The organism is Patulibacter minatonensis DSM 18081 (assembly GCF_000519325.1).
GTDB lineage: Bacteria > Actinomycetota > Thermoleophilia > Solirubrobacterales > Solirubrobacteraceae > Patulibacter > Patulibacter minatonensis.
Window position 1 is genome coordinate 3,592,127 of the sequence record NZ_KI912613.1, and the last position, 12,121, is coordinate 3,604,247.

14 protein-coding genes are annotated in these 12,121 nt (G+C 72.5%); 7 read left to right on the plus strand and 7 right to left on the minus strand.

The features are described 5' to 3' along the window. Window positions 1–126: 126 nt before the first annotated feature. Window positions 127–867, minus strand: coding sequence for a DsbA family protein (locus tag PATMI_RS0116675; RefSeq protein WP_026911709.1), 741 nt, complete (start codon window positions 865–867; stop codon window positions 127–129). 419 nt (window positions 868–1,286) lie between these two features. Further along, on the minus strand, window positions 1,287–1,772 hold the full coding sequence (locus PATMI_RS0116680; RefSeq protein WP_026911710.1) for an OsmC family protein: 486 nt from the start codon (window positions 1,770–1,772) through the stop codon (window positions 1,287–1,289). A gap of 128 nt (window positions 1,773–1,900) precedes the next feature. On the opposite strand from PATMI_RS0116680, the gene PATMI_RS0116685 reads away from it, so the two are divergent. Continuing rightward, complete coding sequence (locus PATMI_RS0116685) at window positions 1,901–2,188, plus strand: ATP-dependent Clp protease adaptor ClpS (RefSeq protein WP_026911711.1); 288 nt, start codon at window positions 1,901–1,903, stop codon at window positions 2,186–2,188. Between the two features lie 106 nt (window positions 2,189–2,294). Here PATMI_RS0116685 and PATMI_RS0116690 read toward each other — a convergent pair whose 3' ends face one another. Then, on the minus strand, window positions 2,295–2,687 hold the full coding sequence (locus tag PATMI_RS0116690; protein ID WP_026911712.1) for a hypothetical protein: 393 nt from the start codon (window positions 2,685–2,687) through the stop codon (window positions 2,295–2,297). A gap of 287 nt (window positions 2,688–2,974) precedes the next feature. Between PATMI_RS0116690 and PATMI_RS0116695 the strand changes: the two genes are divergently transcribed. Together PATMI_RS0116695 and PATMI_RS0116700 are read left to right on the plus strand one after the other, a co-directional pair. Continuing rightward, on the plus strand, window positions 2,975–3,415 hold the full coding sequence (locus PATMI_RS0116695; protein WP_026911713.1) for a hypothetical protein: 441 nt from the start codon (window positions 2,975–2,977) through the stop codon (window positions 3,413–3,415). 10 nt (window positions 3,416–3,425) lie between these two features. Continuing rightward, window positions 3,426–4,865 (plus strand): sigma-70 family RNA polymerase sigma factor, encoded by a 1,440-nt coding sequence (locus PATMI_RS0116700; RefSeq protein WP_026911714.1) that lies wholly within the window; start codon window positions 3,426–3,428, stop codon window positions 4,863–4,865. A gap of 99 nt (window positions 4,866–4,964) precedes the next feature. On the opposite strand, the gene ccrA is transcribed toward PATMI_RS0116700, so the two are convergent. The 3 genes from ccrA to ygfZ all read right to left on the minus strand — a co-directional run bounded on the left by ccrA (window position 4,965) and on the right by ygfZ (window position 7,913). Then, window positions 4,965–6,221 (minus strand): crotonyl-CoA carboxylase/reductase, encoded by a 1,257-nt coding sequence (gene ccrA / locus PATMI_RS0116705; protein WP_026911715.1) that lies wholly within the window; start codon window positions 6,219–6,221, stop codon window positions 4,965–4,967. Window positions 6,222–6,293: 72 nt separating this feature from the next. Then, on the minus strand, window positions 6,294–6,695 hold the full coding sequence (locus PATMI_RS0116710; protein WP_026911716.1) for a hypothetical protein: 402 nt from the start codon (window positions 6,693–6,695) through the stop codon (window positions 6,294–6,296). A 162-nt stretch (window positions 6,696–6,857) separates the two neighbouring features. Beyond that, window positions 6,858–7,913: a CAF17-like 4Fe-4S cluster assembly/insertion protein YgfZ gene (ygfZ, locus tag PATMI_RS30925; RefSeq protein WP_084270016.1), complete on the minus strand. Its 1,056-nt coding sequence runs from the start codon at window positions 7,911–7,913 to the stop codon at window positions 6,858–6,860. Window positions 7,914–7,987: 74 nt separating this feature from the next. Between ygfZ and PATMI_RS0116720 the strand changes: the two genes are divergently transcribed. Both PATMI_RS0116720 and PATMI_RS0116725 read left to right on the plus strand, forming a co-directional pair. Then, complete coding sequence (locus PATMI_RS0116720; protein ID WP_026911717.1) at window positions 7,988–8,353, plus strand: hypothetical protein; 366 nt, start codon at window positions 7,988–7,990, stop codon at window positions 8,351–8,353. 31 nt (window positions 8,354–8,384) lie between these two features. Next, entirely contained in the window at window positions 8,385–8,720 is a 336-nt protein-coding gene (locus tag PATMI_RS0116725; RefSeq protein WP_157260816.1) for a hypothetical protein, read from the plus strand. A 79-nt stretch (window positions 8,721–8,799) separates the two neighbouring features. Here the strand turns inward: PATMI_RS0116725 and PATMI_RS30930 are convergent, their stop codons facing one another. Then, a complete protein-coding gene (locus PATMI_RS30930; RefSeq protein WP_169738384.1) occupies window positions 8,800–9,903 on the minus strand; it encodes an ABC transporter substrate-binding protein in 1,104 nt (367 codons plus the stop codon). A gap of 354 nt (window positions 9,904–10,257) precedes the next feature. On the opposite strand from PATMI_RS30930, the gene PATMI_RS37965 reads away from it, so the two are divergent. Together PATMI_RS37965 and greA are read left to right on the plus strand one after the other, a co-directional pair. Next, on the plus strand, window positions 10,258–11,241 hold the full coding sequence (locus PATMI_RS37965; protein ID WP_026911719.1) for a hypothetical protein: 984 nt from the start codon (window positions 10,258–10,260) through the stop codon (window positions 11,239–11,241). Window positions 11,242–11,538: 297 nt separating this feature from the next. Beyond that, window positions 11,539–12,012, plus strand: coding sequence for a transcription elongation factor GreA (gene greA / locus PATMI_RS0116740; protein WP_026911720.1), 474 nt, complete (start codon window positions 11,539–11,541; stop codon window positions 12,010–12,012). The last annotated feature ends 109 nt before the right edge of the window (window positions 12,013–12,121 follow it).

Sequence of the window (12,121 nt, forward strand, 5' to 3'; positions counted from 1 at the left end):
AGTACCGCGACGGTGCCGGGTGTGACGAGGACAATCCGTCGACCGGCCGGCGGCGAGGTCCACCTCCGGCGCGCTCTGCACCCGGCATGCACGAGGACGGGGTCCGGTCGCGCTCGACGGCCGCGCCTACCGCGTCCCTCCACGCTCCAGACGGGCGACGGCCTCCTCGATCCCGCGCGCAGAGGTGTTCGAGACGGCGAGGGTGGATCCGCCGTCGCGGCGCCGCACGTACAGAGCGGGCGTCCCGGTCGCCTCCAGGCGCGAGAAGCGCTGGTCGTCGGCCCGCGCCGCACGGCGGGACGCGGCGGTCTCCCGCATGGTGCCGGCACCGACCGGCGCCCCTGCGAGGCGGCCGAGCTCGACGAGGCGAGCGGGCGTGGCCCACTCGCGGGTCTCGTCGCCCTGGCGGCGCAGCACCTCCCGGGCGAAGCGCCACAACCGGTTCCGGGACGCGAGGTTCAGCGCCGTGGTGCGCAGCCGCGCACCGTCGTGCGTCCCGACGTTCCCGTCGATGATGTCCACGAGGTGGAGCTCGATCGCCGCACGCCCGGGGCGCACCAGCCGGCGGACGACCGTGCCGAGCTCGGTCTGCTCGAAGCTCCGGCACGCCGGGCACTTCAGGTCGGCGAACAGCACGATCCGGACCGGCGCGCTCGCGCGGCCCAGGAGGTTCCCGTGCTCGCGGACCCCCGGGTACGCGGGGGTCGCGGCGAGGGCGGCCGACGGCGCACCGGACACGAGCGCCGCGGACGTCGCCGTGGCGAGCGACGCCACCGTCGTCACGATCGCGGTCCGTCGCGTCAGGAGCCGGCCCTCCGGATCGGTCGTGCCGCGGGCGACGGGACGGGGCGATCCGGGACGGGACATGTCCGGAGGCTACCGGCGGCTCGCCGGGCGATCGACCGACCGGATCACCGCGCCGCGGTCACGGATGCCCGGATACCGACCGGAAGTGACCTCCGACCCGGGTCGCCGTTGTGTTGCGGTCACGGATGGTCGGATACCGACCGGAGGTGACCTCCGACCCGGCTCGTCGTCGCGCCGCGGTCACGGATGGTCGGATACCGACCGGAGGTGACCTCCGACCCGGCTCGTCGTCGCGCCGCGGTCACGGATGGTCGGATACCGACCAGCGGTGACCTCCGACCCGACCCGACCCGATCCGATCCGATCCGACCCGATCCGATCCGACCCGACCCGACCCGATCCGATCCGACCCGACGCGCGCCGCGGTCACCGATGGCCGGAGACCGACCGGGAACGGACCCGGCCCGTCGCGCCGCCCCTCACGCCCACCGGAACGCCGCGTCGATCACGATCTCCGACCGGAGGGAGTTGGCGATGAAGCACTCGTGGTGCGCCAGGTCGACGAGCCGCCGGAGGCGGTCCTCGGACGTGTCCCCGCGGACCGTGATCGCCGGGCGCAGGACGATCCGCTCCACCCACATCGGCGTGAAGCCGGAGCCGTCGGTGGGCTCGGGCATCTCGCCGGTCGCCTCGTCGCGGTAGTCGACGACGTCGACGCGGGCGCGCGCGGCGACCGCGAGGAACGCGAGGAGCTGGCACGAGCTGGCCGCCGCGACCAGCAGCTGCTCGGGGTTCAGCCGCGCCGGATCGCCGCCGAACGCCGGGTCGCTCGTCAGGTCGAGCTCCGTGCGCGCCGGCGTCGCCTGCACCCGGTGGGCGCGGTCGTAGTGGTCGTACCCGACACCTGTGGAGCCGTCCCACGTGCACGTGGTGGCGTAACGGTGGACGGCCGCGCCCTCGGTCATGCGGACACCTTGGCACAGCACGGCGGGTGTCCTATGGTGGAGATGACGGCCCCGCGACCTGAGGTCCCCCGGCACGATCGCCGCCTCGGTCCGCATCCCCCGGGACTTCCCCGTTACCCTGCACGACCGTGAGTCAGACCATCGAGCAGACCCGCGCCGCCGACCCGCTGACGGGACTCGGTGGGGCGTGGAACGTGATCGTCCGGGACGACGACCACAACACGCACCAGGGCGTCGCGGTGGTCCTCGCCCGGTTCATCCCCGGCGTGTCCGTCGACTCGGGCCTCCGGATCGCCGACAAGATCCACCACACCGGCGCGGCCATCGTGTGGACCGGCCACAAGGAGCTGGCCGAGCACTACTGGGAGCAGCTGCGCGACGCGGGCCTGACGATGGCCCCGCTCGAGCAGGCCTGAGCCCCGCGGTCCGGGTCCCGACCCGGGCGACGACCTCGAGAACCACGAAGGCCCGCCGATCGGCGGGCCTTCGTCGTTCCCGGCGCGCCCTGGAGCGCCCGGACGTTCAGCTGGCGACCGGGGCCCCGGTCATGCGCTCGTCGTCCTCGGCCTTCGCCGGACCGAACGGCTCGTCGCCGTACGGGTCGGTGACGCCGGCACCGCGGCCGTGCGCGATCGCGACGTTCTTCTCGTACGCGAGGGGCTTCTGGAAGAGCTTCGTCTGGACGGTCCGGAACTCGATCCAGGTCTCGGAGTTCCACATCCGCGTCCAGGTCTCCTGGTCGGGGACCGCGATCGACATCCGGAACTTGTAGGCGTCCTCGCGCGAGCGGATGACCCGGACCTCGAGCGCGCCTTCACGCAGGAGCTTCGGCGTCAGCTCCTGGAGCTTCGCGGCGAGGTTGTCGGCCTGCAGGCCTGTCGCGTAGAACGGGATCTCGTAGGCGATCGTCGTCATCGTGCGCCTATCGTCCCACGTCCGGGCCGATCGCGCGGGCGAGGCGTCGGGCCGGGGCGGCCGCAGCGATCCGCCGACCGCGTTCGTCACAGGGGAGCCCGGTCCCCGAGCACGCGTCCTCGGACGCGCCCGCCGGCGGCCGGGGCGATCGACCGCAGGACGCCCCACCCGGAGCCTGGAAACATTCTTGGAGGAACGTGCGTGCGTTCCGTCGTCCCCCGACGTCCTCACCCCGACGGCGCGCAACGGATGCGCCGTCACCGTCCCCCAGAGAACGAGGAACTCCCATGTCCCGCATCAGCAGCACCGTCCGGCCGACCCGTGCGACGAGCGTCGTCCTGGCCGGCGTCGCCGCCCTCACCGCGTTCGCCGGCCCCGCGGTCGCCGCCGACGCCCCGGTCATCAGCGCGCAGAAGACCTGGACCGGGGCGAAGACGCCCGTGTCCGTCCCCGGCAACCACCTGCACAAGGGCGACACCATCCCGAAGGGCGCGGTGCTCGTGTACCGCGAGGTCACGGTCACCGGGCCCACCTCGAAGCGGCGACTCGTGCTCACGCTGCCGCGCCGCAAGGGCCTGACCGGCATCGCCGTGTCGGAGGGCTCGTCCGTCAGCGTCCAGGTCGCCAAGGGCCACGAGCAGTACGAGGGCAAGCGGCGAACCGTCCTCACCGTGCAGGGACGCAAGGGCGACGGGGGCAAGGTCACCGTCTACGGGTACGGCCGCTGAACGCTGCCCCGTGAGCCCCAGCTCCTCGTCCCGCGACGATGCGCTGCTCGCCCGCCTCGCCGCCGGGGACGAGGCGGCGTGGGACGCGATCGACCGTCGTCACCGTCCGGCGCTCCGGCGCTGGGCGGCGTCCCTGTCCCGTCCTGGCGTCGTCGACCCCGACGACGTCGTCCAGGACGTGCTCGTCCGCGCGCACCGGGAGCTCGCGGGCGGGTTCGTCCCCGACCACCTGTCGGCCTGGTTGCACCGGATGGTCCGCAACGCCGCGATCGACGCCGTCCGGGCACGGGCGCGCCGGGTGGCGGATCCCCTGGACGATGCGCTCGTCGCCGACACCGGCGGAGGTCCGGACGTCGTGATCGTGCGCCGCGAGCGGCTGCGTCGCGTCATCGACGACGTCGCGCGCCTGCCGGACGCCCAGCGGCGCGCGCTCGTCGCGGTCGCGGTCGACGACCGGCCCGTCGAGGAGGTCGCGGACGAGCTGGGGATCAGCGCCCCCGCCGTCCGCATGACCGTCCGTCGGGCCCGCGAGAACCTCGTCCGGACCGAGGAGGCCCGGGACGCCACGTGCGACCGGATCCGCGAGGTCCTGCACGACGCCCACGACCGCGGGCGCCGGCCGTCGGAGCAGGCCCGGCTGCACCTCCAGCACTGCTCCGACTGCCGCGCGTACCGCAAGGCGTTCCGCCGGGTCGACCGTCGCCTGCGGGTCCTCGTCCCACCGATCGTCCCGCTGGCCGGACTCCTCGGAGGGGGCGGGGTCACGGTCGGCGTGGTCGGCAAGTCGGTCGTCGCGGGCGTGCTCGCGGTGGCGGTCGCCGGCGGTGGCGTCCTCGTCGAACGACAGCACCAGAAGGGCCCCGGCGATCCGTCTCCCGTGACGCTGCAGGCGGGGATCGTCTCCGACCGAGAGGTCCGGCGTGGCGGGGCGCTGCCGCCCGGGACCTACGCGGTGACCGCCCGCGTCCGGCTGCCGGCCGGCGTCCCGGCGCGGGGGCAGCAGCGCGCGGTCACCCTGCGGTGCCCACCCGGCACCAGGACGAAGCAGATCATCTACCCGGCGAGCCCGAAGTCGTTCGACGTGGCGACGGACATCGACTCCAGGCTCGGGATCGGCGGGCCGACCCTCCGCCTGATCTTCGACGACCGGCGCCTGCCACGAGCACGGACGACACGCGTCGGCGCGCTGTGCCGACGACCGGACGGCGCGGGGTCGCTCGTCCAGCACCCGAGGCGGGCGCGCCCGGGAGAGGTCCCGATGACGACCGGCACGGGCTTCACGTACCTCCGTCGGCGTCCGGGCGGGGTCATGCGGGCCACGCTGTCGGCCTACGAACCCGTCTCCGTGATCCGGACGTCCCGCCGTGGCGGGTGGGTCTACGTCGCCGCGGACCTGCCCGGCGTCCGCGGATGGGTCCGCCTGTCCCAGCTGCGACCGGCGGGTCCGTGACGGGACCGCGCCGCCTGCCGCTGGACGACCGCGGCGGCGCGCTGATGCTGGATCGTGACGAAGCACCTGCGGCCGCGGTGAACACGGCCGCAGGTCCGGTCAGACGCCGATCTCGCCCTTGATGGCGCCCGGGCCCTCGCCGGTGCGGCCCTCGTCCTCGGTCTTCGCGCCGACGAGGATGGCGATCTTGCCGGAGTGCTTGTTGTCGCGCATGAGCTGGTGGACGTTGGCGGTCTCCTCGAACCCGACCGTCTTCCAGAGCACCGGCTTGACCTTGCCCTCGGCGATGAGGGCGTTGGCCTTCATGCACTGGTAGGCGTTGGCGAAGTGGGAGCCGATGATCTCCTTCTGCTTCATCCAGAGGTACCGCACGTCGAAGTCGAGCGTGTAGCCCGACGTCGCGCCGCAGATGACGACCTTGCCGAACGGCTTGACCGTGAAGACGGAGGTCGGGAACGTGGCCTTGCCGACGTGCTCGAAGACGACGTCGGGCGCGTCGCCGAGGAGCTCCTTGACCTTCTTGGAGAACGCGCGGGAGTGGCCGAAGCGCTCCTTCTCCTGCTCCGGCGTCTCGTCGCCGGTGCGCATCATGCCCTTGAAGTCGTTGCGGTTGATGTACCCGACCGCGCCGAGCTCCTTGACGAGCTCGCCCTTCTCGTCGGACGACACCACGCCGACGCACTCCGCGCCGGCGGCGAGGCAGAGCTGGATCGCGAAGACGCCCAGGCCGCCGGCGGCGCCCCAGATCAGGACCTTGTCGCCGGCCTTGATGGCGGCGCGGTCCATGAGCATGCGGTAGGCGGTGAAGTACGTCAGGCCGTAGGACGCGGCCTCGGCCCAGGAGAGGTGCGCCGGCTTCGGGAGCAGCTGCTGCGCCTGGACCTTGCAGAACTCGGCGAAGGAGCCCCAGGTGGTCTCGTAGGCCCAGATCTTCTGCGACGGGGCGGCCATCGGGTCGAGGCCGTGGACCTCGACGTCCTCGTAGGACGCCTGGTTGCAGTGGATGACGACTTCGTCGCCGACCTTCCAGCGCGTGACGCCGTCGCCGACCTTCCAGACGATGCCCGACGCGTCGGAGCCGCCGATGTGGTGGCCGAACTCGGGGTGGTCGCCGTACTTGAAGACGGAGACGGGCTGGCCGAGGGCGGCCCAGACGTTGTTGAAGTTCACGCCGGCGGCCATGACCCGCACGACGACCTCGAACGCGCCGGGCTGCGGCACGTCGACGGTCTCGAGCTGGATCGCGTCCTCGGGCTCGCCGAGGCGGTCTTCGCGGATCGCCCAGGCGGACATCGTCGCGGGCAGCTCCCCGGGGGCCGTGCGCGCGGTGTGCAGGTCTGTGAGGTCGACGGACATCCGCGGAACCCTACCCACAGTACGACCGGACCGGATGCCCGCCCGGCCCCCGTTGGAGAACCGCTGGGGGTGCTAGGGCAGCAGCAGCTCGCCGTCGGAGCTGCCGCGGGTCTTCCCGACCCGCAGCCGGGCGTCCTCGATCCCGGATCCGGCCTGCAGGCGCCAGGTCCCGCGGGTGACCGTGCCCTGGATGGCGGCGACGCCGCCGGGCGCGATCGGATCCTTGGTCGCGCGCGTCCGCCCGCCCGATCCGGAGGGCGCCAGGGTCGCCCGGACGGACTTCGTCGACTGGTTGCTGATGACGATCCGGACCGGACCGCCGCCGAGGCGCGCGGGGGAGATCGTGACGCCCTTGTCGGTGATGGCCGCGCTGACCTGGAGCGTCGCCGGAGGACGCGAGCCGTTCGGCTTGTCCTTCTGGTCGACGCGGCCGCAGCCGGTCAGGACGGAGCCGGCGACGACCGCGGTGCTCATGAGGACGATGGAACTGCGGGCGTGCATCGCTTCCGGGCTCTCCAGGTTCGGTCGCGGCAGGGGCCGCGGACGATCGGTCGCAACCCTACCCGAGGTCGCGTTCCGTGTCCGATCGATCTGCGACACCCGTCGAGCGGACGGTGCGCGCGCGGTCGCGGGACCTCAGGCCGAGACGTCGCCGCCGGCCCGGCGGAAGGGCAGGGCGACGACCCGCGCGGACGTGGGGCCGCCCTCGGCCGGCCGCAGCACCACGGTGTCCTCCGGCTCGATCTCCCGCCGCACGAGCGCCAGGGCGATCGGTCCGAGGGCGGGGGAGTCGACGCAGGTCGTCACGCGACCGAGCTCGCGCCCGTCCCGGACGATCACGGTGCCGACCGGCACCGTGCGCTCCAGCTCGAGACCCCGCAGGTGCCGGTTGGGCCGGCCGCGCCAGTGCAGGCGCGCGACGGTCTCCTGCCCGACGTAGCACCCCTTCGTGAAGCTCACAGCCCGTTCGACGATCCCGGCCTCGGCGGGCATGACGCTCTCGTCCATCTCGTGATGCAGGCGGGGACGGCCCGCCTCGACGCGCGTGACCTCCGCCGCGGAGGCGTCGACCGGACGCGCGCCGTGCTGCTCGAGGGCCGACCGGACGGCGTCGGTGTCCGCGGCGGCGGGCAGCACGTCGACGCCCGCGGGCGTCCGGACGAGGCGGACGGGGACCCCGTCGACGTCGGCGGCGACGGTCGCGTGCTCCTCGTCCGCGAGCGCCTCCGCCGCCGGGCCGAGCACGGACCCGGTGCGAGGTCCGGCCAGGGAGAGCAGCCCCAGCTGCAGCGTCCGCTTGTGCAGCTCGACGTCGAACCCGATCAGGTGACGGCGCAGGTGGTCGAACAGCGCCTGGAGCCCGCTGCGCTCGCACAGGAGCAGCAGCTCGACGTCGTCGGACGTCCCCACGTGCACGATCCGCAGGTCGGCGACGATCTTCCCCTTCGGCGTCAGGAGCGCCGCGTAGGTCCCCGTTCCGGGCTCGAGGGCCTCGACGTCCGCGGTGACCTGGCCGGTCAGGAAGGTGCGCGCCTCCGTGCCGGTCAGCGCGAGCTTCCCCGACGGGGACCGGTCGACGAGGCCGGCGCCCTCGCGCAGGTCGCGGTAGCCGGCGGCGACGACCTCGGGGTCGGGGGGCTCGTCGGCCGGGGGCGCGGCCGGTGCGTCGTGGGTCTGGGGGACATCGGGCACGTCTCCGACAGTAGCGCCCGCCGATCCGGTTCCCGACGCAGGGCGTTCCGGACGATCATCTAGAGTGCAGGCCGATGTCGCTCGCCAAGAACTTCCAGCGGGTCCTCGACTCCCTGCCCGACGACTGGTCGGACCTGTCGCTCGATCTGCGGATCGTCGACGAGGACCGCTACGTGGAGGCGGCCACGTACGTCACCACGACGTGCAACGCGCAGCCGTACTCCCGGCACGACTGGCACTGGCGGATCCTCGTCGCGCACCGGTTCGGCCACGCCGCGGCGCCGACCGCGGTGCTGTCGGCGCTGTCGCTGCTGGACCAGGCCGGGATCACGGGCGAGATCGTCGTGCGGGACGTCCGCGTCGGACGCGCCGAGGTGGAGCCGATGTGGGGGCGGGGAGAGACCGCCCGCCAGGAGTTCCGTCGGCTCCGCGCCCACTGACGGCCGGGCGACGCACGTGCGCATCGCCGTCGTGGTTCCCGATCTGCTGTTCGGGTCGCAGGCCATGGAGATCGTGAAGGCCGCCGGGCACGACCCGGAGCTGACGTCGGACATCGACGGGCTCGTCGAGCTCCTGGCGGCGGAGGACTTCGCCGCCATCGTCGCCGACCTGAGCGTCGACGGGGTCGAGCGGGCCGAGGCCATCGCCGACGTCCGGCCCGCCGGCGTCCCGGTGCTGGCGTGCTTCCCGCACGTCGAGCCCGAGGTCCGCTCCGTCGCGCTCGAGGTCGGGCTGGACCAGGTCGTCCCGCGCTCGCGCCTGGCGCGCGAGGGCGGGGCCCTGCTGAACGCCCTGCTCGACGCCTAGGGGACCGGGGCGGGCCCCGCCCCGAGCGTCCCGACGCCGGCCGTGCCGAACGTCGGCGAGGCTCGGGGCACCCGCGGGCTCAGCTCCCCGGCGCCTTGCTCCAGACCATCGCGTCGACGTCCGGCGCCTTCTTCGTGATGCCGACCTTCGCCTCCCAGGTCGCCCACGTGCGCAGCTCGGCACGGGGGAGCGTGCCGGTCCGGCCGACCTGGTCGACGAAGGCCGGCTTGACCGCGGCGAGCTGCTGCTCGGTGGTCGCCGGATCGATGCTCTTGTCGCCCGACCCGCTGCGCAGGGCCTTCACCGCCTCGTCGTCCTGGCCCTTCGGGGTCGACGCGACGGCCTCGTAGCCGGCGGCGCTCGCCCGGGCGAACGCGAGGACGTCGTCGCCGCGGGACGCCAGCGTCTTCGGCGTGGCGACGATCAGCAGCTCGGGGTAGACCGGCGCGCCGTAGGCGTCGAGGCGGAAGACGTGGGTCTTCGGCCGTCGGGCGGTCAGGGCGACGCCCTCCGCGTTCCAGAACCCGATCGCCGCGGCGACCTTGCCGCTGAGCACCGACGGGACGGCCTCGAAGCCGATCGTCGCACGCTCGACCTGCTTCGGATCGCCACCGTCGCCGCGGACGATCTGGTCGAGCGCCGCGTCGTCGCTGGGCAGGCCGGTGACGCCGACCCTCTTCCCCTCGAGGTCGCGCGGCCGGCGGACGCCCGGCGACGCCAGGACCGCGGCGAGCGGCCGCTGCACGAGCGCGCCGACGGCCACGAGGTCCGCGCCGTCCTGCCGCGCCAGCGCGACGTCGTGGATGTCCATGACCGCGAGGTCGGTCTTGCCGGCCGCGAGGAGCTTCGCCCCGTCCGCGCCGGAGCCCGGGATCCGGATCTGCACCTTCAGCCCCGCCTTGCGGAAGAGCCCGCGCTCCTGCGCCACGTAGAGGCCCGTGTGGACCGCGTTGGGCGCGAAGTCGAGGGTGAGGCTGAGCGGCCGTGACGCGGCGCCGGGCTCGGTCGTCGCGCCCCCGGCCGTGCGCGTGCCGGTGCTCCCGCCGTCGGAGCCCCCGCAGCCCGCCAGCAGGCCGGCGCTCACCGCGAGCGCCGCCAGCCGGACCACCGTCCCCGTCGATCGTCGGCGGGACGCCGATCGGACGAGGGTGGCCGGGCTCCGGGGGTCCTGCGATCCAGACATGGCACACAGGGTGGCGGACCGGGGGATCCGGCGGCTTGACGGCCGGTTGAATGAAGCGAGCTGCTCTGAGCCGGCCAGTTCCGGACGACGATCACTCCGTCCATCGGAACTCGTCACTGAAGGTCCTGCTTCAGAACCTCGAACAACCCGACCCGTGTCTTCGAGAAATCGGGCCTCGATTCGGCGACTCAGCGCGCATCTCGGCTCTAGCAAGATGCTCATGGACGCACAAGCAGGCCTACGCGTCCAGTTTTCCGGCGAGGTCGATATTGCTGCCCGGGTGGCTGGTACCTTGCTCGCCGCTGTCCACTCGGCAGTTCTCTTACCAGGAGTAGTTGTATGCGTAGAAGTGTTGTGGTCGCCTTCGTTGCGACGTCCTTGGCGATCGGAGTCGCACAGTCGGCGTCGGCGGATGTTCGCCGCGGAGGCGTCGATGACCCAGTCGGCGATAGCACCGGCGGGGCGACTAGGGACATCACGCGGTTCGCGGCCAGTTACGACCAGAACGGCAGGATCTACGGCAACGTCACGTTCGCAGCGCCGTACGATCCCGCGCAGCCGTCGTTTGTGTCGATGAAGTTCGCGTCGATCGACGGATCGACGTGTGGCGGCGTCAGTGCGAGCCTGTTCGGGTTCCAAGACTCCGCGTCGCCTATTTTCACGATTGATGGCGTCCGTGGAACCGGTTCTGGATTCGGGACGCAGCTGGACACCACGAGCGTGGCGTTCTCGGCGACCAACTCACAGTTGGCGAATCGCGACTGGAAGTGCGTGACCGTCACGGTGTCGCCGAAGGACGGCGACGGGACGATTTCTGATCAGCTCACCGGACCGCTGTACTTCGATGGGTTCGCTCCCGACAGCGACGGTGACGGCGTCGCAGACAGCATCGACAAGTGCCCGACGGTCGCCGCACCCGGCACCGCCGACGGGTGCGTCCCGCCGGCCACGACGCCTGCTCCGACGCCTGGGGGCGGCTCAGGTAGCGGCACCGCGCCGGCCACCACGACGGCGTCGGCAACGTTCAAGGCTTTGAAGACCGTGAAGCGCGGGAAGTCCACGGCGCTGCGTCTGACGGTGAAGAACCCGACGTCCGCGCTGATCAAGGGCGTGAAGGTCATGTTCACCGCCCCAAAGAACACGACGTTCAAGAACGGCAAGAAGCGGTCGAAGACCGTGACCGTCGCCCTCGGAGACATCGGTGTCGGAAAGACCAAGACGGCATCCGTGACGGTCCAGACGACCAAGAAGTCGAGGAAGTCCTCGACGATCGCAGTCAAGGTGCAGCCGACTGGATTGAAGAGCACGAAGGTGTCAGTGCCCCTGAAGACCCGCTGAGATCCAACCGCCCGCAAGAGAGTCGCCGCCGCGCACTGCGGCGGTGGGTTTCGTCGGTTTCCGCGCCTTGAAGGTCTTCCGGAACAGTCGAGACGGCGCTGCGAGCGACAAGCGGTGAAGCGTCGCTGAGCAGTGGACCGTCAACGTGTCCCAGCGAAGTCTGCGGCAGCGCCGCGGGGCTTCGCGCTCAAGCCAGCGACCGGTCGGATGCGATCGGCCGGCCGGCCGGCCCGGGCAAGTCGACTCGAGGGTTCTGTGTCAACCCGCGCCCGCGGCCCCAGTCGTTACGGTGGTGTGATGGAAGCCAGCGGCGAATCGATCTCCCCCGAGGGCCTCGAGGCCCTGAAGGCGGAGCTGGACGAGCTCGAGGGTCCGGCGCGCCGGGACATCGCCGCGCGCATCCAGCGGGCGCGCGAGCTCGGCGACCTGAAGGAGAACGCCGAGTACCACCAGGCCAAGGACGACCAGGCGCACCTCGAGACCCGGATCGCCGGCCTGCTGGAGCGTCGCCGGAACGCCGTCGTGACCGAGGTCTCGACGAGCGGGAACGTCGTCGGGTTCGGCTCCACCGTGACGCTCGTCGACGTCGACACCGAGAAGGTCCAGAAGTGGTCCCTCGTCGGTGCCGCGGAGGCCGACGCGAGCGCCGGCAAGATCTCCGTCGAGTCGCCGGTCGCCCAGGCGGTCCTCGGCCACGCGCTCGGCGACGTCGTGAAGGTCACGACGCCGCGCGGCGTGCGCAACCTGCGCGTCGACAAGCTCGGCGACTGACCCCCGGCCGCCCCGGGTGGCCCGGGGCCGGGGCGAGGCGGGGAGCGATCCGGCTCTGGTTCGTCGGACGAGCCATCGACGCATCGGTCGGTCTGCGAGCGGGGAGTGA